General features: G+C 71.5%; 18 protein-coding genes and 1 pseudogene. 16 read left to right on the top strand and 3 right to left on the bottom strand.

All coding sequences use genetic code 11. The features are described from left to right. Positions 1-101: 101 nt before the first annotated feature. A complete protein-coding gene (locus ACZ7LV_RS25980; protein ID WP_471942622.1) occupies positions 102-1,364 on the top strand; it encodes a polysaccharide deacetylase family protein in 1,263 nt (420 codons plus the stop codon). A gap of 84 nt (positions 1,365-1,448) precedes the next feature. Here ACZ7LV_RS25980 and ACZ7LV_RS25975 read toward each other — a convergent pair whose 3' ends face one another. Then, positions 1,449-2,429 (bottom strand): ATP-binding protein, encoded by a 981-nt coding sequence (locus ACZ7LV_RS25975; RefSeq protein WP_471942620.1) that lies wholly within the window; start codon positions 2,427-2,429, stop codon positions 1,449-1,451. A gap of 101 nt (positions 2,430-2,530) precedes the next feature. Here ACZ7LV_RS25975 and ACZ7LV_RS25970 point away from each other — a divergent pair, with 101 nt between their 5' ends. Next, positions 2,531-3,355 (top strand): Fic family protein, encoded by an 825-nt coding sequence (locus ACZ7LV_RS25970; protein WP_471942618.1) that lies wholly within the window; start codon positions 2,531-2,533, stop codon positions 3,353-3,355. A 364-nt stretch (positions 3,356-3,719) separates the two neighbouring features. Here ACZ7LV_RS25970 and ACZ7LV_RS25965 read toward each other — a convergent pair whose 3' ends face one another. Then, complete coding sequence (locus tag ACZ7LV_RS25965) at positions 3,720-4,553, bottom strand: HAD family hydrolase (protein ID WP_471942616.1); 834 nt, start codon at positions 4,551-4,553, stop codon at positions 3,720-3,722. Between the two features lie 591 nt (positions 4,554-5,144). Here ACZ7LV_RS25965 and ssd point away from each other — a divergent pair. The 7 genes and pseudogenes from ssd to ACZ7LV_RS25930 form a co-directional block, all read left to right on the top strand. Further along, on the top strand, positions 5,145-6,245 hold the full coding sequence (gene ssd / locus ACZ7LV_RS25960; protein ID WP_471942614.1) for a septum site-determining protein Ssd: 1,101 nt from the start codon (positions 5,145-5,147) through the stop codon (positions 6,243-6,245). Further along, positions 6,242-7,591 (top strand): TadA family conjugal transfer-associated ATPase, encoded by a 1,350-nt coding sequence (locus ACZ7LV_RS25955; RefSeq protein WP_471942612.1) that lies wholly within the window; start codon positions 6,242-6,244, stop codon positions 7,589-7,591. The genes ssd and ACZ7LV_RS25955 overlap by 4 nt, the downstream gene beginning before the upstream one ends. Positions 7,592-7,596: 5 nt before the next feature. After that, positions 7,597-8,457 (top strand): type II secretion system F family protein, encoded by an 861-nt coding sequence (locus ACZ7LV_RS25950; protein WP_471942846.1) that lies wholly within the window; start codon positions 7,597-7,599, stop codon positions 8,455-8,457. Beyond that, positions 8,454-9,242, top strand: a complete 789-nt coding sequence (locus ACZ7LV_RS25945) for a type II secretion system F family protein (protein ID WP_471942610.1) — start codon at positions 8,454-8,456, stop codon at positions 9,240-9,242. The genes ACZ7LV_RS25950 and ACZ7LV_RS25945 overlap by 4 nt, the downstream gene beginning before the upstream one ends. 91 nt (positions 9,243-9,333) lie before the next feature. Continuing rightward, positions 9,334-9,543: a DUF4244 domain-containing protein gene (locus ACZ7LV_RS25940; protein ID WP_471942844.1), complete on the top strand. Its 210-nt coding sequence runs from the start codon at positions 9,334-9,336 to the stop codon at positions 9,541-9,543. Beyond that, positions 9,530-9,919 (top strand): TadE family type IV pilus minor pilin, encoded by a 390-nt coding sequence (locus ACZ7LV_RS25935; protein WP_471942608.1) that lies wholly within the window; start codon positions 9,530-9,532, stop codon positions 9,917-9,919. The genes ACZ7LV_RS25940 and ACZ7LV_RS25935 overlap by 14 nt, the downstream gene beginning before the upstream one ends. Beyond that, positions 9,916-10,248: pseudogene (locus ACZ7LV_RS25930) on the top strand (Rv3654c family TadE-like protein); the annotation flags it as partial. The gene ACZ7LV_RS25935 and the pseudogene ACZ7LV_RS25930, both read left to right, overlap by 4 nt. A gap of 40 nt (positions 10,249-10,288) precedes the next feature. On the opposite strand, the gene ACZ7LV_RS25925 reads toward ACZ7LV_RS25930, so the two are convergent. Then, the gene (locus ACZ7LV_RS25925; RefSeq protein WP_471942606.1) at positions 10,289-12,967 is read right to left on the bottom strand and encodes a DEAD/DEAH box helicase; all 2,679 of its coding nucleotides are present in this window, start codon (positions 12,965-12,967) and stop codon (positions 10,289-10,291) included. 79 nt (positions 12,968-13,046) lie between these two features. Between ACZ7LV_RS25925 and bldG the strand changes: the two genes are divergently transcribed. The 7 genes from bldG (at position 13,047) to topA (ending at position 22,990) form a co-directional block, all read left to right on the top strand. Then, positions 13,047-13,388: an anti-sigma factor antagonist BldG gene (gene bldG, locus ACZ7LV_RS25920; protein WP_024885807.1), complete on the top strand. Its 342-nt coding sequence runs from the start codon at positions 13,047-13,049 to the stop codon at positions 13,386-13,388. 101 nt (positions 13,389-13,489) lie between these two features. Beyond that, positions 13,490-13,930: an ATP-binding protein gene (locus tag ACZ7LV_RS25915; protein WP_471942604.1), complete on the top strand. Its 441-nt coding sequence runs from the start codon at positions 13,490-13,492 to the stop codon at positions 13,928-13,930. A 324-nt stretch (positions 13,931-14,254) separates the two neighbouring features. Then, entirely contained in the window at positions 14,255-16,663 is a 2,409-nt protein-coding gene (locus ACZ7LV_RS25910) for a sodium-translocating pyrophosphatase (protein ID WP_471942602.1), read from the top strand. 193 nt (positions 16,664-16,856) lie between these two features. Further along, on the top strand, positions 16,857-17,447 hold the full coding sequence (locus ACZ7LV_RS25905) for a small secreted protein (protein ID WP_471942600.1): 591 nt from the start codon (positions 16,857-16,859) through the stop codon (positions 17,445-17,447). Between the two features lie 30 nt (positions 17,448-17,477). Further along, complete coding sequence (locus tag ACZ7LV_RS25900) at positions 17,478-19,007, top strand: DUF7059 domain-containing protein (RefSeq protein ID WP_471942598.1); 1,530 nt, start codon at positions 17,478-17,480, stop codon at positions 19,005-19,007. A 678-nt stretch (positions 19,008-19,685) separates the two neighbouring features. Then, positions 19,686-19,883, top strand: coding sequence for a hypothetical protein (locus tag ACZ7LV_RS25895; protein WP_471942596.1), 198 nt, complete (start codon positions 19,686-19,688; stop codon positions 19,881-19,883). A 266-nt stretch (positions 19,884-20,149) separates the two neighbouring features. Next, positions 20,150-22,990, top strand: a complete 2,841-nt coding sequence (gene topA, locus ACZ7LV_RS25890) for a type I DNA topoisomerase (protein WP_471942595.1) — start codon at positions 20,150-20,152, stop codon at positions 22,988-22,990. Positions 22,991-23,078 lie beyond the last annotated feature (88 nt).

The raw sequence follows: 23,078 nt of genomic DNA, 5'->3' as shown, positions 1-23,078 counted from the left end.
GATGTGAGCATTTCATCGGCTTGTCGTACTAATTCCTTCTCGGTCCCGTGCGACCTTGACCGCGCTGCCGACTCATCGACTGGAGAAGGAAGGTGGGCGGGATGGCCGCCACCCAGAGGATCGCCGCGGGCGCCGTGGGCGCCGCGGTCTGTGCCCTGTCACTCGCCGGCTGCGGGACCGGCTCCGACCGTCCGGAGAGAGGGGGTTCCGGCCCGCAGGGCGCTCCGGCGCCCAAGAGCGCGGTCCGGCTCATCGGGGACGGCTCCACGGCGTTCACCGGCGCGCAGCCCCGTTTGTCCCGCCCGGAGCGGCTGAAGCCCGGTCAGAGACCGCCCCAGTTCGTGGTGTTCTCCTGGGACGGCGCGGGTGAGGACAGCCAGCGGCTGTTCTCCCATTTCCGCGAGGTCGCCAAGGCCAACAACGCCACCATGACGTACTTCCTCAGCGGCGTGTACCTGCTGCCCGAGGAGAAGCGCGACCTCTACAGGCCGCCGCAGCACTCGCCGGGCCGCTCCGACATCGGCTTCAACGACCGGCAGGGGATCGCCGACACCGTGAAGCAGCTCCGCCTGGCGTGGCTGGAGGGCAATGAGGTCGGCACCCACTTCAACGGACACTTCTGCGGCCCTGAGGGTGGTGTCGGGAAGTGGTCGGTCGAGGAGTGGAAGGACGAGATCGCCCAGGCCAAGCAGTTCGTGAAGTCCTGGAAGACCAACAGCGGCATGACGGACGCCGCCCCGCTGCCCTTCGACTACGACCGCGAACTCATCGGCGCCCGCACTCCCTGCCTGGAGGGCCAGGCCAACTTCCGCAAGGCCGCCCGGGAACTCGGCTTCCGCTACGACACCAGCGGCGTCAACAACCAGGTGTGGCCCGGCAAGAAGGAGGGCCTGTGGGATCTGTCCATGCAGCTGGTGCCCTTCCCCGGGCACAACTACGAGCAGCTGACCATGGACTACAACTTCATGGTCAACCAGTCGGGCACCAACACCCAGGGTGACCCTGACAAGTACGAGTACTGGGGCAACCAGATGCGCGACGGCCTGCTCCAGGGCTTCCAGCGGGCCTACGACGGCAACCGCGCCCCGCTGATCATCGGCAACCACTTCGAGTCCTGGAACGGCGGCACGTACATGCGCGCCGTCGAGGACGTCGTGGAGCAGGTGTGTACCAAGCCGGAGGTGCGCTGTGTCTCCTTCCGGCAGCTGGTCGACTGGCTGGACGCCCAGGACCCCAAGTCCCTCGCGAAGATGCGCACGCTGAAGGTCGGCGAGGCCCCGAAGCAGGGCTGGGAGTCCTATCTGTCCGCCCGCCCCGCCCCGGCCCCGAAGGGTGCGCCCGGGGCGCCGGCGGACCGTACCTAGCCGTCACCGGACGCACTCGTCCGACGCACTCGTCCGATTGGCTCGTCGGACGCACTCGTCGGACGGGCTCGTCACTCGCGTCCGTCAGGCGGGCTCGACGACGCCCTCGCCGAGCACGAAGCCGGGGTCGACCTGGGCCGCCAGGTCGGCCCCGTGCCGCTCGTTGGCCCAGGACTGGGCGTTCTTCAGGTGGAAGTGGACCATCTGGCGGGTGTAGCGCTCCCAGTCGCGGCGCCCGTACGTGTCGTCCGCGGTCGTCCGCAGCACCTCCAGGGCGCGCCGGTTGGCGTCCTCCAGTCGCTCGAACAGGGGCGGCCGGCCCTTCTCCATGGCGCGCACCCAGTCCGAGTGACCGACCGTCACGAGCAGGTCGTCCCCGACCTCGGCGCGGAGGTAGTCGAGGTCGTCCTGTCCCTGCACCTTGTTCCCGACGACCTTCAGCTCGACGCCGAAGTCGCGGGCGTAGTCCTTGTACTGGCGGTAGACGGAGATTCCCTTCCGGGTCGGCTCGGCGACGAGGAACGTGATGTCGAAGCGGGTGAACATGCCGGAGGCGAAGGAGTCCGAACCGGCCGTCATGTCCACCACGACGTACTCGTCGGGCCCGTCCACCAGGTGGTTCAGGCAGAGCTCCACCGCTCCGGTCTTGGAGTGGTAGCAGGCGACACCGAGGTCGGCGTCCGTGAAGGGGCCGGTGACCATCAAACGGACGGCCCCGCCGTCGAGTTCCACCGTCCGGGCGCAGGCGTCGTAGACCGGGTTGTCCTCGCACACCCGCAGCAGCCGTGAGCCCTCCCCGGGGGGCGTGGTCTTGATCATCGACTCGGCGGAGCCGATGCGCGGGTTGGTCCCGCGCAGGTGGTCCTTGATCAGCGCCAGCCGCTCGCCCATCGCGGGCAGTCCGGCGGACTCCGTCTCGTCGAGGCCGAGTGCGGCCCCCAGGTGCTGGTTGATGTCGGCGTCGATCGCGACGACCGGGGCATTGGCGGCCGCGAGATGGCGGATGAACAGGGAGGACAGGGTCGTCTTTCCGCTGCCGCCCTTGCCGACGAAAGCAATTTTCATGTTCATCAAGCGTAGTGGCCTCCCCGCCCCGGCACCCGGCGTTGCGTGAAGAAGACCACTCCTTCGTGGGGTTTCCACGGTGGGTGCGTAGGGTCGTACTCATGAGTACGACAGGCGCGACCGCCGATCCGCTCGCCGCCCTGGGCTCGCTGCCCGGTGTGACCGAGGCCGTGGAGTCCGTGCGCAAGGCCGTGGACCGGGTCTACGGCCACCGGATCATGCGCCGGCGCAGCAACGAGATCACCGCCGAGGCGGCGCTGCGCGGAGCCCGTGGCTCCGCCGCGCTCTCCGGTGCGGACTGGGCCCTCGAAGAGGTACGCCGGCGCTCCGACTTCAGCGGCGAGGACGGGGCGCGCACCGTGGGTGCCGCGCTCCGGCTGAGCGCCGAGGCGGGTCAGTTGCTGTCCATCTGGCGGCAGTCACCGCTCCGGGTGCTGGCCCGGCTGCATCTGGTGGCGGCCGCGGACAACGCGGACCAAGTCGGGCGGCCCCGGCAGCAGGGCGAACGGGTCGAGGAGCCGCTGATCGAACAGCCGCTGCCGGACGCCGACGAGGTGTCCGGGCGGCTGGAGGGGCTGTCCGAACTGATCATCGCGGGGAGTTCGGCGCCGGCGTTGGTCATGGCCGCCGTCGTGCACGGCGAGCTGCTCGCGCTGCGCCCCTTCGTCTCCCACAACGGCCTCGTGGCGCGTACGGCCGAACGGATCGTCCTCGTGGGCAGCGGCCTCGACCCGAAGTCGGTCTGCCCGGCCGAGGTGGGACACGCGGAGCTGGGCCGTGCGGCCTATCTGGCCGCGTTCGAGGGATACCTCTCCGGCACCCCCGAGGGCATGGCGGCGTGGATCGCGCACTGCGGCCGGGCGGTGGGGCTCGGGGCGCGCGAGTCGACGGCGGTGTGCGAGGCGCTCCAGCGCGGGGCCGCCTGAACAGGGTTGCGGCGGTACGATTTCTCGTACCGCCGCTGGCATGAGCGCCGGGTTACCAAGCGTCCTCGAAGGTTGCCCATCAGGCGGGGATCTTTGCCCGTCACCTGGTGCGGCTGGCCCGTAATCGACGGGTCGACGTCGCGTGGGTGCCCAGTTTTCATGCTCGGTCCGTGTGGCCAAATGCGTTTGAAGGGTGATCCTCTCGGATGTCCTTGGTCTCGCGGGCCGTTGTCTCCTTTGTACTCCAGGTGAGGGACAAGCGGAAGTGCTGACCTCGGTTCTTTACTTGTGAATTCAACGAATTCGGCGAAGTGGAAGCGGTTGCCGCTATTCCGAAGCGGTTCGGACCTGGTGGCGCGGCAGGTCAAGCGGTGGCCGCGCGGCGCCGATTCGCGTACCAGACAAGACCGGCCGTGGCGGCCGCGGCACCTATGGCGGCCGCCGCGACCAGAGCGGGACGCGGCGGTACGGAGAACGCGGGCAATCGCTGCTTGAGTCGGACGGGGCGGTGGAAATCGAGAATCGGCCACCCGCGCGCGAGTGCCTCACGGCGGAGTGTGCGATCGGGATTGACCGCGTGCGGATTTCCGACCGACTCCAGCATCGGAAGATCCGTCGCCGAATCGCTGTAGGCGTAGCAGCGGGAAAGGTCGTAGCCCTCGGACTCGGCCAGCTCCCGGATCGCCTCCGCCTTCGTGGGGCCGTAGGCGTAGTACTCCACCTCGCCGGTGAAGCAGCCGTCCTCACCCACGACCATGCGGGTCGCGACCACGCGGTCCGCGCCGAGCAGCTCGCCGATCGGCTCGACCACTTCGGCGCCTGACGTGGACACAATCACCACGTCACGGCCGGCGATGTGGTGCTCCTCGATGAGGGACGCGGCCTCGTCGTAGATGATCGGGTCGATGATGTCGTGCAGGGTCTCGGCGACGATCTCCTTGACCTGCTGGACGTTCCACCCGCGGCACAGTGCCGACAAGTACGCGCGCATGCGTTCGATCTGCTCGTGGTCCGAGCCGCCCGCGAGGAAGACGAACTGGGCATATGCGGTGCGCAGTACGCCGCGGCGGTTGATGAGACCACCCTGGTAGAACGACTTGCTGAAGGTGAGCGTGCTCGACTTCGCAATGACCGTCTTGTCCAGGTCAAAGAAGGCCGCTGTGCGGGGCATCGAGTGGTTTTCCACGACCCCGAGCATAGGGGCAGCCCATTCGGCGTAAGCTCGGGCGTGTGGGTTTGCCTGAGAGGGCTCTCGGGTACACCATGGAAGTCACGGATCGTTCGCGACCGTGCTAACCCGGTCCGACTCCTCCCCCCCCGAGTCGGCCGTGGGGACGACCCCCGCTCTCCCCCCCGGCGGGGGTCGTCGCATGTCCGGGTGGGTTTTTCCCCTCTCTTCACGGCCGCGAGGCCGGCTCGGGGCGGCTGCGGCCGCCCCTTCTTCATGCCCCTGCGTCGTCACGCTGCGTAGTCGTCGGACTGCTCTGCGGAACTCGCACAGGAGAGGGCGCGGCGGTCACCGGTACGGGTGACAGCGATATTCACAACCATCGAGTTGTCCACAGTTATCGACCAAGATCCACACGATTTCCCGGATCGCTGCACCGTGATTCCTGTGCGGCCCGCCGACGGCGAGTTCCTGGCCGGTTCCGATTGCCGGGCGCGCATGGCCGGATTGGTTCGGCCGTTCATATGGAGGCCGGTTGCCGGTTCTTCACATGTATGCGAATCGCGGGGCCGCAGGGGCCCCGCGAGCGCGAGGCACAAGCAGCGAAGGGGGAAGCACACTGTGGCCGGAACCGTCACACACGATCCGCAGTCCGCCGCCGGAGGCCGGCAGAGCCGACCGCTGATCGTCACCGAGGACGCCGACCTGCTCGACGACCTGCTGCGCCTGTGCGCGGCGGCCGGCGCCACGCCGGAGGTCCACCACACCCTGCCGGACCGCGGCGGAGGCTGGGAGGCCGCACCCCTGATCCTGGTCGGGGACGACGCCGCCCGGCGGGCGGGCCGGGCCGCTCGCCGACGAGGTGTGGTGCTGGTCGGCCGCGACCAGGACGACCCCGGCGTGTGGAAACGCGCCGTCCGGATCGGCGCCGACCACGTCCTGATGCTGCCCGACGGCGAGCAGTGGCTGGTCGACCGGATCGCCGACGTCGCCGAGGGCGTCGGCCGGCCCGCGCTCACCGTCGGCGTGATCGGCGGCCGGGGCGGCGCCGGAGCCTCCACGCTGGCCTGCGCGCTCGCCGTCACCTCCGCGCGTGAGGGACTGCGCACCCTGCTCGTGGACGCCGATCCGCTCGGCGGCGGACTCGATGTCCTCCTCGGCGGCGAGACCGCCGAGGGACTGCGCTGGCCCGCCTTCGCGGCCTCCCGCGGCCGGGTCGGCAGCGGGGCCCTGGAGGAGTCCCTGCCCGAGCTGCACTCCCTGAGGGTGCTCAGCTGGGACCGCGGTGACTGCGTCGCCGTTCCGCCCCAGGCCGTGCGGGCGGTGCTGGCCGCCGCCCGGCGCCGGGGTGGCGCGGTCGTGGTCGACCTCCCGCGCCGGATCGACGACGGCAGCGCGGAGGCGCTCGCCCAGCTCGACATCGGGCTCCTCGTGGTCCCCGCCGAACTGCGCGCGGTCGCGGCCGCGGGACGGGTGGCGTCCGCGGCCGGGATGGTCGTGCGCGATCTGCGCGTGGCGGTACGCGGACCGTACGCGCCCGGTCTCGACGACCGCGAGGTGGCCCGGCTGCTCGGCCTGCCGCTGGCGGGCGAACTGCCCGTGGAGTCCGGACTTCAGCGCCCGGCCGACGGCAGGACGCCGCCCGGCGCCGGACGCGGTCCACTGGCCCGGTTCTGCAGGGAGTTCTGGGAGCGGGCGCTGGTAGAGGCGGGTGCGGCATGAGCACCCTCGCGACACCCCTGCTGGACGGTGTGCGGCAGTGGCTGGCGAAGAGCGGCGCCGAACCCACGCCCGCGCGCGTGGCCCAGGCACTACGGGAGCAGGGCCGGGTGCTGGGCGACGCGGAAGTCCTCGGCGCCGCCGAGCAGTTGCGGTCCGAGCTGGTGGGCAGCGGGCCACTGGAGCCGCTGCTGGCCGACCCCACGGTCACCGACGTGCTGGTCTCGGCGCCCGACCGCGTCTGGGTGGACCGGGGCGGCGGCCTGGAACTGACGACCGTGTCCTTCCCGGACGCGGCGGCCGTACGGCGCCTCGCGCAGCGTCTGGCCGCCGTCGCCGGGCGGCGCCTGGACGACGCCCGCCCCTGGGTCGACGCCCGGCTGCCGGACGGCACCCGGCTGCACGCCGTGCTTCCCCCCGTCGCCGTGGGCAGCACCTGCCTGTCGCTGCGGGTGGTACGGCCGCGCGCGTTCACGCTCGGCGAGCTGGTGGAGGCCGGCACGGTTCCGCCGGGCGGGGACCAGGTGCTGAGGGCGCTGCTCAGCGCACGGGCGTCCTTCCTGATCAGCGGGGGCACCGGCACGGGCAAGACGACCCTGTTGAGCGCGCTCCTGGGGCTGGTCGGGCCGGACGAGCGGATCGTGCTCGCGGAGGACTCGGCGGAGCTGCGCCCCGACCATCCGCACGTGGTGCGCCTGGAGACCCGGCCCGCGAACCAGGAGGGCGCCGGGCTCGTGACGCTGGAGGACCTGGTCCGGCAGGCACTGCGGATGCGGCCCGACCGGCTGGTGGTCGGGGAGGTGCGCGGCGCCGAGGTGGTGCATCTGCTGGCAGCCCTGAACACCGGTCACGAGGGCGGCTGCGGGACGGTCCACGCGAACGCCGCCGCCGACGTCCCCGCCCGCCTGGAGGCCCTCGGGACGGCGGCCGGGCTCGACCGGGCCGCTCTGCACAGCCAGTTGGCGGCGGCGCTGTCGGTCGTGCTGCACCTGGTGCGGGACCGCGGCGGAAGGCGGCGGATCGCGGAGGTGCAGGTGCTGGAGCGGGACGCCTCGGGGCTCGTGCGGACGGTGCCGGCCCTGCGGTGGGGCGCGGAGGCGTTCGTCCGGGAGCGGGGCTGGGGACGGCTACGCGCGCTGCTCCGCCGGGGGAGCGAGAGCGGGCCGGGCGTGCCGGAGGACCAGAGCGGGCGGGCGGAGGAGGAGGGCGTGCCTGTGGCGGACGCGGGCGTGTGTGTGGCGGATGAGGGCGTGCGTGGGACGGACGCCGGCGGTCGTTCGGCGGACGAGGGCGCTCATGTGGAGGGCGGGCGGCGGCTGCCGTCGTGGAGTCGTGGAGGGGCGTGGTGAGCGGGATGAATGACACGGCGATGAGCGCGGCCCTGGTGTGCGCCGGGGCGGCCGCCTGGCTGATGGGCGAGTGGCACTCGGGCGCCCGGCGGGCACAACTGCTGTACGCAACCGGCGGGGTGATGGGCAGTGGGCCTCCCGGGTGGCGACGCCGGGCCGCGGAATTACGTCGGCTACGCGGGCGGCTGCGGGCCGAGTGGTGGGCGCCGGTCGCCGGGGTGGTGCTCGGGGTCCTGGGGGCGTCGGTGCTGCCGGTCGTCGCGGGGGCGGCCGGAATGCCGGTGCTGCGACGGGTGCGGCTGGCCGGGGAGGCGCGGCGGGCACGGGAGCGGCGAGGCGACGCGGTGATCGCGCTGTGCTCGGCGCTCGCCGGAGAGGTGCGGGCCGGACGGCAACCGGGCGAGGCCCTGCTGCGGGCCGCGGGGGACACCGAAGGGCTCGGTGCGGCGCAGGCCTCGGTGTTGGCGGCGGCGCGCTTCGGCGGGGACGTGCCGGGCGCGCTCGCGGTGGCGGCACGCCAGCCGGGCGCCGACGGGCTGCTGGGGCTCGCGGCGTGCTGGCGGGTCGCGGTCGACCGGGGAGCGGGTCTCGCGGCCGGGCTCGACCGGCTGGAGGCGGCCCTGCGGGCGGAGCGCGACCAGCGCGCGGAGTTCCGGGCCCAGTTGGCCGGCTCGCGCTCGACGGCCGTGATGCTCGCCGCGCTACCTGCCCTGGGGATCCTCCTGGGCACCGCGCTCGGCGCCGACCCGCTGCACGTGCTGCTGCACACCGGGCCGGGACTGGGATGCCTGCTGGTCGGAGGGGTGCTGGAGGGCGTGGGGCTGTGGTGGGCGCTGCGGATCGTGCGGGGAGCTGAGGCGGCGTGAACGCGGAAGTTTTCCACAGGCTGGGGGTGGCCCTGGGGGTGGTGCTCGCCCTGGCGTGGCTCGTCCACCGAGCGGCCGCGGCACGGCGGGAACGCCGGGCGCGGAGGCGGCTGGCCGAGCTGTTGGGCCGGCACGCCGTGGCTCAGGGACCGCGCTTCGCGTGCGCGCCGGTCGTACGGCGCTGGTGGCCGCCGGTCGCCGCGGTCGGCGCCGGGTGGGTGCTCGTCGGTGGCGTCCCGGGTGTCGTCGTGGGCCTGGTCGCCGCGCTCGCGGTGGGGCGCCGGCGCCGGCGGCAGTCGGAGGTGGCGGCCGGGGGTGACGTACCCGATCCGCGTGAGGCGGCCCGGCAACTGCCGCTCGCGGCCGATCTCGTGGCCGCCTGCATCGCGGCCGGCGCCGGACCGGTGATCGCCGCGCAGGCGGTCGGCGAGGCCTTGGGCGGCCCCGTGGGAGAGGCGCTCTCGCGTGGGGCGGCGGAGGTGCGGCTCGGTGGCGAACCGGCGGCGGCTTGGCGGCGGTTGGCCGCCGCACCGGGGGCCGATGCGCTGGCGCGGCTGCTGGAACGGGCCGGCGAGTCCGGGCTTCCCGCCGCCGTGCCGGTCGCGCGGATCGCCGCGGACGCCCGCGCCGACTGGGCTCGTGGAGCCATCGCACGGGCGCGCCGAGCGGCCGTGATGGTCACCGCGCCGGTCGGACTGTGCTTCCTGCCCGCCTTCATCGCGGTCGGTGTGCTGCCCGTGGTCATCGGGCTGGCGGGAGGGGTGCTGGGAGGGGGTGGCGGCTGACGGACGGGAGCAGAGCGGGCGCGAAAGGCGTGGGACGAACGGCTTGAGGCCGACGAAGACAGAGCGGGAACAGAACCTCACGGGGGTCGAGATGGGCAAGGCGGTACGGGCACGCGTGCGTGCACTGGTGTGGCGGATGCGCGGTATGCGCAAGGAGGCCGGGATGGTCACCTCCGAGTACGCGGTGGGGATCGTCGCGGCGGCGGCCTTCGCGGTGCTGCTCTACAAGGTCGTGACGAGCGGGCAGGTCAGCGCGGAGCTGCAGAGCATCGTGAAGGAAGCCCTCGATGCGCGGATGTAGGTGGTGGGGTCGGGGCGCGGACCGCGGGTTCGTGACGGCGGAGGCGGCGTTGGTGCTGCCCGTGCTGGTGACGTTCGCGATGGGGCTGGTCTGGGCGCTGCTCGTGGTGGCCGCGCAGCTCCAGTGCGTGGACGCGGCCCGCACGGGCGCCCGGGCGGCGGCCCGTCAGGACCCGCACCACGCGGTGGTCGAGGTGACACAGGAGGTCGCACCGCGGGGCGCCGAGGTCACGCTCAGCCGGGAGGGCGACCGGGTCAGGGTCGTCGTCGTGGCCCGGGCACCGGCGCTGGGCCGGCTGTCGTACGAACTGCGGGAGGAGGCCGTCGCGGTCGCCGAGGAGACGGTGGCGGCGGGCCGAGGGGAGACGGGACGGTGAGGCGTTGTGGGCCGGGTGCGGCGGGTCCAGGTCGGCGCGCGCCGGCGAGGGGCGGGCCGACGAGAGGCGGTGCCCGGGATCGTGGGTCGGCCACCGTGTGGAGCGTCGGGGCGATCGCCGTGCTGTGTGTCGTGTTCGGCGTCCTGCTCGCCCTGGGCCAGGCCGCCGTGTCCCGGCACCGTGCGGCGGGCGGCGCCGACCTCGCGGCGCTCGCGGCGGCGGACCACTGGGCGCGGGGCGTCGAGGCGGCCTGCGCGCGGGCGGCGGAGGTGGCGAGGGACCAGGGGACGCGGTTGGTGCGGTGCGCGATGACGGGCGAGGTCTCGGACGTGACGGCGGCGGCGGGAAGGGGGCCGTTCAGGATGGAGGTCAGGGCACGGGCGGGCCCTGCGGAGGCGGGGGCACCGCTTCCTCCCGCTGCCCCTGCCGCTCCCCTGGGGACCGTTCCCCTGGGGACCGCTGCTCCGGGGCCCGCTTGGCGTCCGGTTCCTCCAGGAGCCCGTCCGGGCGCACCTGAGGCGTCCGCGGCGGTTCCACGTGAAACGTCTCCGGTCCCGCCTCGGCCCCCTCAGGGTGGCCCGCAGCCCCGTCCGGCCCTTCCTCCGGCGCTCCCCGCAACAGCACCGTGAGGAGGCGTACGGCTCCCCGCTTGTGGAGCGGATCGTTGCCGTTGCCGCACTTGGGGGACTGGATGCAGGACGGGCAGCCGCTGTCGCACTCGCAGGAGGCGATGGCCTCGCGGGTGGCGGAGAGCCAGGCCTTGGCGGTGTGGAAGGCGCGTTCCGCGAATCCCGCCCCGCCCGGGTGGCCGTCGTAGACGAAGACGGTCGGCAGGAGCGTGTCGGGGTGCAGCGGGATCGACACGCCGCCGATGTCCCAGCGGTCGCAGGTCGCGAAGAGGGGCAGCATGCCGATCGACGCGTGCTCGGCGGCGTGCAGGGCGCCGCCGAGGATCTCCGGGCTGATGCGGGCCTCGTCCAGCTGGTCCTCGGTGACCGTCCACCACACGGCGCGGGTACGGAGGGTGCGGGGAGGGAGATCGAGTTTGGTCTCGCCCAGCACCTCGCCGGTGATGAGGCGGCGACGCAGGAAGGAGACCACCTGGTTGGTGACCTCGACGGAGCCGTAGCAGAGGCGGCCCTGGCCCCAGGGCACTTCGACGTCCGTCTCCAGGACGGAGATCGTCGTGGTGTCGCGGGCCACTGTGGAGTAGGGCGGGGCGGCCTCCTCGACCAGGGCGACCGAGTCCTCCAGGTCGAGGGAGCGCACCAGGTACGTGCGGCCCTGGTGGAGGTGGACCGCCCCCTCGTGGACGGAGGTGTGCGCGGCGCCCGCGTCGACCGTGCCGAGGAGTCGTCCGGTGCCGACCTCGACGATCTGGATCGGCCGGCCGCCCTCGCCCCGGATGTCGGCGAGGTCGGCGGCCCGCTCCCGGCGGGTCCAGTGCCAGGCCTTCGTGCGCCGGCGCAGCAGCTTGGCCGCCTCCAGCTGCGGGAGGAGCCCGGCGCTCGCCGGGCCGAACAGCTCCAGGTCGTCCTCGGTCAGGGGAAGTTCCTCGGCGGCCGCGCAGAGGTGGGGCGCGAGGACGTACGGGTTGTCGGGATCGAGGACTGTCGACTCCACCGGTCGGTCGAACAGGGCCTCCGGATGGTGGACCAGGAAGGTGTCCAGCGGGTCGTCACGGGCCACCAGGACGGCCAGCGCGCCCTGCCCGGAGCGGCCCGCCCGGCCCGCCTGCTGCCAGAGGGACGCGCGCGTGCCCGGGTACCCGGCGATGACGACGGCGTCCAGGCCGGAGACGTCGACGCCGAGCTCCAGGGCCGTGGTGGCGGCCAGCGCGAGGAGTTCGCCGGAGTGCAGAGCCCGCTCCAGGGCGCGGCGCTCCTCGGGGAGGTAGCCGCCCCGGTAGGCGGCGACGCGCCCGGGCAGGGAGCGGTCGATCTCCGCGAGCCGTTCCTGGGTGATCACCGAGATCAGCTCGGCGGCACGCCGGGAGCGCACGAAGGCGACCGAGCGGACGTTCTGGAGGGTGAGGTCGGTGAGCAGGTCGGCGGTCTCGGCGGTGGCGGTACGGCGGACGGGCGCGCCCTTCTCGCCGTGGAGCTCGGTGAGCGGGGGCTCCCAGAGGGCGAAGACCAGCTCCCCCCGCGGGGAGGCGTCGTCGGCGACCTCCACGACCGGGAGGCCTGTGAGACGCCGGGCGGCCACGGCCGGCTCGGCGGCGGTCGCGGAGGCCAGCAGGAAGACCGGGAAGGAGCCGTAGCGGGCACAGAGGCGGCGCAGGCGGCGCAGTACCTGGGCGACGTGGGAGCCGAACACGCCGCGGTAGGTGTGGCACTCGTCGATGACGACGTACTTCAGCGACTTCAGGAAGGAGGCCCAGCGGGGGTGGGACGGGAGTATGCCCCGGTGCAGCATGTCGGGATTGGTCAGGACGTACGTGGCGTACTGGCGGATCCACTCGCGTTCCTCGAACGGAGTGTCGCCGTCGTACACCGCGGGCCGTACCGATTGGCCCAGCGGATGTGAAAGTTCTTTCACGGCCCGGCACTGGTCGGCCGCGAGGGCCTTGGTGGGGGCCAGGTACAGGGCGGTGGCGCCGCGCCCGTTCGGGGCCTCGGCGCCGTCCATGAGCGTGGAGAAGACCGGGACGAGGTACGCCAGGGACTTGCCGGACGCGGTGCCGGTGGCGACGACCACGGACTGGCCGTCCAGCGCGTGTTCGGCGGCCCGCGCCTGGTGGACCCACGGGTGTTCGATGCCCGCGGCCTGGACCGCGGCGATGACCTCGGATCGGATCCGGTCAGGCCAGACTGCATGCCGACCCGCACGCGGGGGCAAGTGCTCCGTATGAGTGATGCGCGAAGCCCTGTTCGGCCCCGAGGCGAGGCGGTCCAGGACCGTGCCCGGGGCGGGGCGGGACGCGGTGTCCGTCGGGGATCGATCGGATCGGTGATTCTTGGCCATCGGCACCGAGTGTGTCACCGGCTTGACGGACAATGGGACCAAGGCGTCGTGCACGCCTGCCGGTAAGTGATTGAATGCCATCGCGGCTGGCGAACCGTCCAGGGGGATCTGCCGAGATGTCCCAAGGACGACCGCTCGATAGCAAGGTGCTGGAGGATCCGTGGACCTGTCCCTGTCGACCGAGACCATCGGCGATCGCACGATCGTCAGGGTCGGTGGCGAAATCGACGTATATACCGCGCCCAAGCTGCGCGAGCAGCTGGTCGAGCTGGTGAACGACGGCAGTTTCCACCTCGTCGTCGACATGGAGGGCGTGGACTTCCTCGACTCCACCGGGCTCGGCGTGCTGGTCGGCGGCCTGAAGCGGGTGCGTGCCCATGAGGGCTCGCTGCGCCTGGTCTGCAACCAGGAGCGCATTTTGAAGATCTTCCGCATCACCGGCCTCACCAAGGTGTTCCCGATTCACACCTCGGTCGAGGAAGCGGTAGCGGCCACCGACTGATCACCGGCCCGGGCCGAGGGCCCGGGACGGCAGATTCGTAGAGGCGGTCCGGGCTTCGGCGGCCCGGACCCCGAGCACGCCCGTAGCTCAGAGGGGGATGCATGGCCACCGTCGAACTCCGCTTCAGCGCGCTGCCCGAGCACGTGAGGACCGCCCGGCTGGTGGCGGCGGCGGTGGCACGCAGGGCCGGAGTCGACGAGGCCGTCCTCGACGAGGTCCGGCTCGCCGTCGGCGAGGCCTGCTCGCGTGCCGTCGGGCTGCATCAGCTCAGCGGTATCACGGCGCCGGTGAAGGTGGCGCTGATCGAGGAGGAGAAGCAGTTCTCCATCGAGGTCGGCGACGAGGCGCCGCACACTCCGACCGGGGTCCGGACATCCGGCGCAGCCGCCGACGACCCCGACACGGAGGCCGAAGAGGACGAGATGGGCCTCGCGGTCATCAGCGGTCTCGTCGACGACGTCGAGGTGTCCGCCGGGGAGCACGGCGGTCTGATCCGTATGACCTGGCCGACCACGCCGCAGCCGACCGCGGTGCTGCCCTGAAGTCACCCTGACGTCACCCTGACGGAGCAATCACAGCGAGGGCCCTGCCGAGCAGGGCCCTCGCTGTTTTACGCGTGAAGCGGCCCTGAATTCGTGAAGGAATTCACGACCGGTGTGGATCAATTGGCTGATCAGCGGCGCCGCAATTCGATCATGCGCCCACACTTCTGGGGCATTACCACTTTCGGGTTCGCAGCCTTCCTGCGATCATTTGCGGTGAAGCACGGGACGACTAATTCCGCTTGCCGCGCCCTGTTTTGATCAGGACCGGCTCCCTACAATCCGTCCACATCTTGAGCTCAGCCCAAGCGTCAAGGAGGACGAATGGCGGGGCTTTCTACCCCTCATCGGTTGGACCTGGACCACTCCACAACCTTCGCAGCCGCAGTGCTGACCGACGGCAACCGCGTCATGGTGGTGATCATCGCGGCCGTGGCCCTGGCCGCCCTGGTCGTCGCCGGCGTGCTGCTGCGTCAGGTGCTCGCGGCAGGCGAGGGCACCGACAGCATGAAAGAGATCGCGGCGGCCGTGCAGGAAGGCGCCAACGCCTATCTGGCCCGGCAGTTGCGCACGCTCGGTGTATTCGCCGTGGTCGTGTTCTTCCTGCTCATGCTGCTGCCCGCGGACGACTGGAATCAGCGCGCCGGAAGATCGGTGTTCTTCTTGATCGGCGCGGCGTTCTCGGCGGCCACCGGCTATATCGGCATGTGGCTCGCCGTGCGCAGCAATGTCCGGGTCGCCGCGGCCGCCCGGGAAGCGACTCCGGCGGAGGGTGAGCCGGAAAAGGATCTCACCCTCGTCTCCCACAAAGCCATGAAGATCGCTTTCCGCACGGGTGGCGTCGTCGGCATGTTCACGGTGGGCCTCGGTCTGCTGGGCGCCTCCTGCGTCGTGCTGGTCTACACGGCCGACGCGCCGAAGGTGCTGGAGGGATTCGGCCTCGGGGCCGCCCTCATCGCGATGTTCATGAGGGTGGGCGGCGGCATCTTCACCAAGGCCGCCGACGTCGGCGCCGACCTGGTCGGCAAGGTCGAGCAGGGCATTCCGGAGGACGATCCGCGCAATGCAGCGACCATCGCCGACAACGTGGGCGACAACGTCGGCGACTGCGCGGGCATGGCGGCCGACCTGTTCGAGTCGTACGCCGTGACCCTGGTCGCCGCGCTGATCCTGGGCACGGCGGCCTTCGGCGACTTCGGGCTGGCGTTCCCGCTGCTGGTCCCCGCGATCGGTGTGGTCACCGCGATGATCGGCATCTTCGCCGTGGCTCCGCGGCGCGCCGACCGCAGCGGGATGAGCGCGATCAACCGCGGGTTCTTCATCTCCGCGGTGATCTCCCTCGCCCTGGTGGCGGTCGCCGCCTTCGCCTACCTGCCCTCGTCCTACGCCGAGCTCGACGGCGTCACGGACGCCGCGATCCTGGCCAAGGGCGGCGACCCGCGGATCCTCGCGCTCGTCGCGGTGGCCATCGGCATCCTGCTCGCCGCCGTGATCCAGCAGCTCACCGGCTACTTCACGGAGACCAACCGGCGCCCGGTGCGGGACATCGGCAAGACCTCGCTCACCGGCCCGGCCACCGTCGTCCTCGCCGGTATCTCCGTGGGCCTCGAATCGGCCGTCTACACCGCCCTGTTGATCGGCCTCAGCGTCTACGGGGCCTTCCTGCTCGGCGGTACGTCGATCATGCTGGCCCTGTTCGCGGTCGCGCTGGCCGGTACGGGGCTGCTGACCACGGTGGGCGTCATCGTCGCCATGGACACCTTCGGGCCGGTCTCCGACAACGCGCAGGGCATCGCCGAGATGTCCGGCGACGTCGAGGGCGCGGGCGCGCAGGTGCTCACCAACCTGGACGCCGTCGGCAACACGACCAAGGCCATCACCAAGGGCATCGCCATCGCCACCGCCGTCCTCGCGGCGGCGGCGCTCTTCGGGTCGTACCGGGACGCCATCACCACCGGCGTGCAGGACGTGGGCGAGAAGCTCAGCGGCGAGGGCGCGCCCTTGACCCTCGCCATGGACATCTCGCAGCCCAACAACCTCGTGGGGCTCATCGCGGGTGCGGCGGTCGTCTTCCTCTTCTCCGGGCTGGCGATCAACGCGGTCTCGCGGTCGGCGGGTTCGGTGGTCTACGAGGTGCGGCGGCAGTTCCGCGAGCACCCCGGGATCATGAACTACACCGAGAAACCGGAGTACGGGAAAGTCGTCGACATCTGTACGAGGGACGCGCTGCGGGAGCTGGCCACGCCAGGTCTGCTCGCGGTGATGGCGCCGATCTTCATCGGGTTCACGCTCGGCGTCGGCGCGCTCGGCGCGTATCTGGCGGGCGCGATCGGGACCGGCACGCTGATGGCCGTGTTCCTCGCCAACTCCGGTGGTGCCTGGGACAACGCCAAGAAGCTCGTGGAGGACGGTCACCACGGCGGCAAGGGCAGCGAGGCGCACGCCGCGACGGTGATCGGCGACACGGTCGGTGACCCCTTCAAGGACACCGCCGGCCCGGCGATCAACCCGCTGCTGAAGGTGATGAACCTGGTCGCGCTGCTCATCGCGCCCGCGGTGATCAAGTTCAGCTACGGGGACGACGCGAGCCTCGGCATACGGATCCTGATCGCCGTACTGTCCCTGGTGGTGATCGTCGCGGCGGTGTACGTCTCCAAGCGGCGCGGCATCGCCATGGACGACGACGATCCCGAACCGACGGCCAAGTCGGCCGACCCGGCGGTGGTTTCGTAGGCCCTCGCACCGGGCTCGACCCAAGGAGCGGGCGGGTGGCGCGCGTTGACGCGTCCCCCGCCCGCTCCGGCGTTCGCGCGCTGTCGCCGTGAGCCTTCTCTCCCTTGGTGCAAATGGCTGCAATAAGGTGAATATCGGACCCCGGTCATGCGTTTGCTGTGCGCTTGGCGTGTATGTTCCGGGGCCGAGAGCCATGGAAGGGGCCGAACCGGTGAACAAGAAGCTCGCGGCCGCACTGTCCGGCGGTGCGGTACTGGTGCTGGCGCTGTCGGGATGCAGCAGCGACGACGGCAACGAGAAGCTCGACGCGTGGGCCAAGCAGGTCTGCGACGACCTGCAGCCGCAGGCCAAGAAGATCGCGGCCGCCAACTCCGCGATCCAGAAGGAGACCTCGGACAACAGCACGCCGGAAGAGGTCCAGAAGACCGACGCGGCGGCCTTCCAGGACATGTCCGACGCCTACAAGGCGATCGGCGCCGCCGTGACCAAGGCCGGCGCGCCCGACGTCGAGAACGGCGAGCAGAAGCAGCAGGACGCGGTCAAGGAGCTCAACTCCATCTCCTCGTCCTACGCCTCCCTGCGCAAGCAGGTCGACGACCTCGACACCAAGGACCAGGCGAAGTTCGCCGACGGCCTCAAGGAGATCGCGACGGAGCTGGACAAGCTCAGCCAGAGCGGCAACGACGCGCTGACGAGGCTGGAGGAGGGCGAGGTCGGCCAGGCGATGGCCAAGCAGGACACCTGCAAGAGCGCCGCGTCCACGCCCCCTGCGACCCAGGGCTGAGGTTCGCGGCGGTCGTGCCGCACGGTCACAATGGGGGGCGTGAGCAACGCCAGCCTCTGCGCCCTGCCCGTCACCGACCGCCCCGACGTCACCGCGCGGCTGCGGGAGGCCCTCCTGGGGGCCGCCTTCACCGCCGACGGACTGCTCGAACTGCTCGGCGCACCCGCCTACGCGGCGCTGGCGCGCAGCGAGGTGGTTCCCGCGCTCCGGGCGACGCGCGGGGACACACCTCTGGAGGTGCTCGTACGGCTGTTCCTGCTCCAGCAGCCCGTGCCGCTCGCGCGCGTGGAGGGCGTCCTGCCCGTCGACGCGTGCCTGGAGAGCGGGTGGCTGACGCGGGTCGGCGGTGACGAGGTCGCCGCGGCCGTGGACGTGCGGCCCTACGGCGGGCTCGACGGCGAGGACTGGTTCATCGTGTCCGACCTGGGCTGCGCGGTCGGCGGCGCCGGCGGTATCGCGAGCCACGACGAGGGCGTCGTGCTGGGCGTGGGCGGCGCGTCGACGACACTGGCCGGCATCACCGTCCGTACGCCGGTCGCGGCGGCCCTCGACCTCGGCACCGGGTCGGGCATCCAGGCGCTGCACGCCGCACAGCACGCCACGCGCGTGACGGCGACCGACGTCAACCCGCGCGCGCTGCACATCGCCGCGCTCACCCTCGCGCTGTCCGGCGCGCCGGGCGCGGAGCTGCGCGAGGGCTCGCTCTTCGAGCCGCTCGCGGACGACGCGACGTTCGACCTGATCGTGTCGAACCCGCCCTTCGTGATCTCCCCCGGCGCCCGGCTGACCTATCGCGACGGCGGCATGGGCGGGGACGATCTGTGCCGCACGCTCGTTCAACGGGCGGGGGAGCGGCTGAACGAGGGCGGGTTCGCGCAGTTCCTCGCCAACTGGCAGCACGTCGAGGGGGAGGACTGGCAGGAGCGGCTGCGGTCGTGGGTGCCGCAGGGCTGCGACGCGTGGATCGTGCAGCGCGAGGTGCAGGACGTCACGCAGTACGCCGAGCTGTGGCTGCGCGACGCCGGCGACCACCGGGGCGACGTGGCCGAGTACCAGGCGCGGTACGACGCCTGGCTGGACGAGTTCGAGGCGCGCAAGGTGCGGGCGGTCGGGTTCGGGTGGATCACCCTGCGCAAGCGGGAGGCGGCGGTGCCCTCGATCACCGTCGAGGAATGGCCCCACCCGGTCGAGCAGCCGCTCGGCGAGACGGTCCGGGCGCACTTCGAGCGCCTCGACTACCTACGCTCGCGCGACGACGCGGCGCTGCTGGAGGAGCGCTTCCGGCTGGCCGTCGAGGTGGTGCAGGAGCAGGTCGGGCTGCCCGGCGCGGAGGACCCGGAGCATCTTGTGCTGCGCCAGAACCGTGGGATGCGGCGCGCCACGAAGGTGGACACGGTCGGCGCCGGGTTCGCCGGTGTGTGCGACGGGTCGCTGACCGCGGGACGGATCCTGGACGCCATCGCCCAACTGGTCGGCGAGGATCCGGTGTTGCTGCGCGACCGTACGCCGGCGCAGATCCGCCTGCTTGTGGAACAAGGGTTCCTGGAGCCTGCGGAGTGAGGTGAGTCCGGGGCGCCCGGGGGAGGAGCGCACGCCGGAGCGGGGGCACCGAGAGGGGCTTGTACGCCGGACTGTGCGCCCGGCCTCAGTGGGGTGCGCCGGGGTCGAGGGGGCGCCGGGGCGCGTGTGCAAGGGAGGGCGTCTGCGCAAGGAGAGGCGTGTGCACAAGGGAGTGGCGTGGGTGACGAGGGCGGCACGTGCGGAGGAAGGCGCCTGCGTGAAGGGGGCGGCGCGTGTGGAGGGCGTGCACGCTGGGTGCGAGGGAGCTGAGGTGGGTCTTGCGCGCCGGGATGTGCGGGAGCGCTCAGTCAGGTCTGACGCCGACGCCGGCGCCTAGGCCTCCGGCCGGCCGGAGGAGATCGGGCACCGCCACCCTCGGCGCGGGACGCGAAACCGGCCAACATCCTTCCCCTCCGCTCACGCGGCACCAAGGACCCGATCATGGAAATGAGCGGCCGTCCCGATCATGGCCGAAGTTCGCCTGAGGAAGCCGCGGCCGAAAACCGCTGAAAAAAAACTTTCGAGAGCCCCGGCCTGATCATGCCGGCCCTTGTCCGAAAGCAGCCGCACCGCCCCGTCGACCCCCCGTTCACGTCAGGTTCGCCTGGGCGCAGCCCGTGCGTGTCAACCTCCCGGGAATTGAACACTCGCCGACGGAAAAAAGGGGCACGCTCAGCCATGGAGAGTGGACCGGCGATCTTCGCGGGATTGGTGTTCGCCCTGTTCGGAGGCGGACTGCTGGTGTGGACGGCGACTCGGGTGCGCCGCCGCGAGCCGGTCGCCCACGGTGTGAACCCGGTCGCATCGGCGACCCTCGCGACCGTCGCCGCGGTGCTCGCGCTGACGCTCGGAGCGTGGTGCTTCACCCGGCTCTGACAGCCGGGGAAGCCTTCCACCTGGGGTAATCGGTACGGCACGCTCCGGATAGAACCGGTCGGTGCGGCGGACACGCCGGGCGGCAGGAATGGCGGTAGTCGGGTTACCGTTCGAGTGGCCGTTGCGGGCTTTTCCCGTTTGACACGGGGGCGGGATGTACCGTCACACTCCGCAGCGTCACCAGCGAGTGAGCCAAGAAAGGTGCCCTGACCCCGGGAGTGCAAGGCCTGGGGAGGCCCCAGCGTCGACCGGAGAGAAGAGCGAAGTTGTCCCCGACCAGCGAGACCGCACAGGGCGGCCGCCGACTCGTCATCGTCGAGTCGCCTGCCAAGGCGAAGACGATCAAGGGCTACCTCGGCCCCGGCTACGTCGTCGAAGCGAGCGTCGGGCACATCCGCGACCTCCCCAACGGCGCGGCGGAGGTGCCGGAGAAGTACACCGGCGAGGTCCGCCGCCTCGGCGTGGACGTCGAACACGACTTCCAGCCGATTTATGTGATCAACGCCGACAAGAAGGCGCAGGTCAAGAAGCTCAAGGATCTGCTGAAGGATTCCGACGAGCTCTTCCTCGCCACCGATGAGGACCGGGAGGGCGAGGCGATCGCCTGGCACCTCCAGGAGGTCCTCAAGCCCAAGGTCCCGGTCAAGCGGATGGTGTTCCACGAGATCACCAAGGCCGCGATCCAGGCCGCGGTGGCCAACCCGCGCCAGCTCAACCAGAAGCTGGTCGACGCCCAGGAGACCCGCCGCATCCTCGACCGCCTTTACGGCTACGAGGTCTCGCCGGTGCTGTGGAAGAAGGTCATGCCGCGGCTGTCGGCGGGCCGGGTCCAGTCGGTCGCGACCCGGCTCGTGGTGGAGCGGGAACGCGAGCGCATCGCCTTTCGTTCGGCTGAGTACTGGGACCTGACAGGCACCTTCGCGACCGGCCGCGCGGGGGACCCGTCGGACCCGTCGTCGCTGGTCGCCCGCCTGCAGACCGTCGACGGCAGGCGGGTCGCGCAGGGCCGCGACTTCGACTCCCTCGGACAACTGAAGAGCGCGAACACCCTCCACCTCGACGAGGCGAACGCCCGCGCCCTCGCCGCCGCCCTGGAGGACACCCGGTTCTCCGTCCGCTCGGTCGAGTCCAAGCCGTACCGCCGCTCGCCGTACGCCCCGTTCCGTACGACGACGCTCCAGCAGGAGGCCAGCCGCAAGCTCGGCTTCGGCGCGAAGGCGACCATGCAGGTCGCGCAGAAGCTGTACGAGAACGGCTACATCACCTACATGCGTACGGACTCCACGACCCTGAGCGACACGGCGGTGTCCGCCGCCCGCGCCCAGGTGACGCAGCTGTACGGCGCCGACTACCTGCCGCCCCAGCCGCGGACGTACGCCGGCAAGGTCAAGAACGCGCAGGAGGCGCACGAGGCGATCCGCCCCTCGGGTGATCGTTTCCGCACGCCCGCCGAGACGGGCCTGACCGGCGACCAGTTCAAGCTCTACGAGCTGATCTGGAAGCGGACGGTCGCCTCCCAGATGAAGGACGCGACCGGGAACAGCGTGACGGTGAAGATCGCCGGCACCGCGGCCGACGGCCGGGACGTCGAGTTCAGCGCGTCCGGCAAGACGATCACGTTCCACGGCTTCCTGAAGGCCTACGTCGAGGGCGCCGACGATCCGAACGCCGAGCTGGACGACCGCGAGCGCAGGCTTCCGCAGGTCGGCGAGGGCGACCCGCTGTCGGCCGAGGAGATCACGGTCGACGGCCACGCCACCAAGCCCCCGGCCCGCTACACCGAGGCCTCGCTGGTCAAGGAGCTGGAAGAGCGCGAGATCGGCCGCCCGTCGACGTACGCGTCGATCATCGGGACGATCCTCGACCGTGGCTACGTGTTCAAGAAGGGCACGGCGCTCGTCCCCTCCTTCCTGAGCTTCGCCGTGGTCAACCTGCTGGAGAAGCACTTCGGCCGGCTCGTCGACTACGACTTCACCGCCAGGATGGAGGACGACCTCGACCGCATCGCGCGCGGTGAGGCGCAGGCGGTGCCGTGGCTGAAGCGGTTCTACTTCGGCGAGGGCACCGTCGCGGCCGTCGCCGCGGACGCCGGCAACGGCGACGGGGACCACCTCGGCGGCCTCAAGGAACTGGTCACCGACCTGGGCGCGATCGACGCGCGCGAGGTGTCGTCGTTCCCTGTGGGCAGCGACATCGTGCTCCGCGTCGGGCGCTACGGCCCGTACATCGAGCGCGGCGAGAAGGACACCGAGCAGCACCAGCGCGCCGACATCCCGGACGACCTGGCGCCGGACGAGCTGTCGGTCGAGCTCGCGGAGGAACTGCTCGCCAAGCCGAGCGGCGACTTCGAGCTGGGCACCGACCCGTCCACGGGTCACACGATCGTGGCCAAGGACGGCCGTTACGGCCCCTACGTGACCGAGGTGCTGCCCGAGGGCACCCCGAAGACCGGCAAGAACGCGGTGAAGCCGCGGACCGCCTCGCTGTTCAAGTCGATGGCGCTGGACACGGTGACGCTGGAGGACGCCCTCAAGCTGATGTCGCTGCCGCGTGTCGTCGGCAAGGACGCGGAGGGCGTCGAGATCACCGCGCAGAACGGGCGCTACGGGCCGTACCTGAAGAAGGGGACGGACTCGCGGTCGCTGCAGACCGAGGACCAGCTCTTCACGATCACGCTGGAGGAGGCCGCCGCGATCTACGCCCAGCCGAAGCAGCGTGGCCGCGCCGCCGCCAAGCCGCCGCTGAAGGAGCTGGGCGAGGACCCCGTCAGCGCCAAGCCGGTGGTCGTCAAGGACGGTCGCTTCGGCCCGTACGTCACGGACGGCGAGACCAACGCGACCCTGCGGTCCGGTGACAGCGTCGAGACGATCACGCCGGAGCGGGGCTTCGAACTGCTCGCCGAGAAGCGCGCGAAGGGCCCTGCCAAGAAGACGGCGAAGAAGGCGCCCGCCAAGAAGGCACCGGCCAAGAAGACGACGACGGCGAAGAAGACCGCCGCCAAGAAGACCACGGCGGCGAAGAAGACGACGACCGCGCAGAAGACGACGGCCACCAAGAAGACGACCGCCAAGAAGGCGACGGCTTCCAAGGCGACCTCGGAGGACTGAGCGGGCGGGGAACGGCGCTTGCCGCGGCCGGACGCACCCGTCCCGGTCGGCAACGGCCCTTCCTTCACCTGACGTTCACGAAACGCGC

It is taken from the genome of Streptomyces sp. NPDC107562 (genome assembly GCF_055657325.1).
This window is presented reverse-complemented; position numbering and strand designations above follow the sequence as displayed.

Coding starts and splice junctions, on each gene's coding strand:
- ACZ7LV_RS25975 (WP_471942620.1), bottom strand. CDS start 2,429: ATGAAAATTGCTTTCGTCGGCAAGGGCGGCAGCGGAAAGACGACCCTG.
- ACZ7LV_RS25970 (WP_471942618.1), top strand. CDS start 2,531: ATGAGTACGACAGGCGCGACCGCCGATCCGCTCGCCGCCCTGGGCTCG.
- ACZ7LV_RS25905 (WP_471942600.1), top strand. CDS start 16,857: ATGGAAGGGGCCGAACCGGTGAACAAGAAGCTCGCGGCCGCACTGTCC.
- ACZ7LV_RS25895 (WP_471942596.1), top strand. CDS start 19,686: ATGGAGAGTGGACCGGCGATCTTCGCGGGATTGGTGTTCGCCCTGTTC.
- ACZ7LV_RS25955 (WP_471942612.1), top strand. CDS start 6,242: ATGAGCACCCTCGCGACACCCCTGCTGGACGGTGTGCGGCAGTGGCTG.
- ACZ7LV_RS25965 (WP_471942616.1), bottom strand. CDS start 4,553: ATGCTCGGGGTCGTGGAAAACCACTCGATGCCCCGCACAGCGGCCTTC.
- ACZ7LV_RS25915 (WP_471942604.1), top strand. CDS start 13,490: ATGGCCACCGTCGAACTCCGCTTCAGCGCGCTGCCCGAGCACGTGAGG.
- ACZ7LV_RS25980 (WP_471942622.1), top strand. CDS start 102: ATGGCCGCCACCCAGAGGATCGCCGCGGGCGCCGTGGGCGCCGCGGTC.
- ACZ7LV_RS25950 (WP_471942846.1), top strand. CDS start 7,597: ATGAATGACACGGCGATGAGCGCGGCCCTGGTGTGCGCCGGGGCGGCC.
- ACZ7LV_RS25935 (WP_471942608.1), top strand. CDS start 9,530: ATGCGCGGATGTAGGTGGTGGGGTCGGGGCGCGGACCGCGGGTTCGTG.
- ACZ7LV_RS25925 (WP_471942606.1), bottom strand. CDS start 12,967: ATGGCATTCAATCACTTACCGGCAGGCGTGCACGACGCCTTGGTCCCA.
- ACZ7LV_RS25910 (WP_471942602.1), top strand. CDS start 14,255: ATGGCGGGGCTTTCTACCCCTCATCGGTTGGACCTGGACCACTCCACA.
- ACZ7LV_RS25900 (WP_471942598.1), top strand. CDS start 17,478: ATGGGGGGCGTGAGCAACGCCAGCCTCTGCGCCCTGCCCGTCACCGAC.
- ACZ7LV_RS25940 (WP_471942844.1), top strand. CDS start 9,334: ATGGGCAAGGCGGTACGGGCACGCGTGCGTGCACTGGTGTGGCGGATG.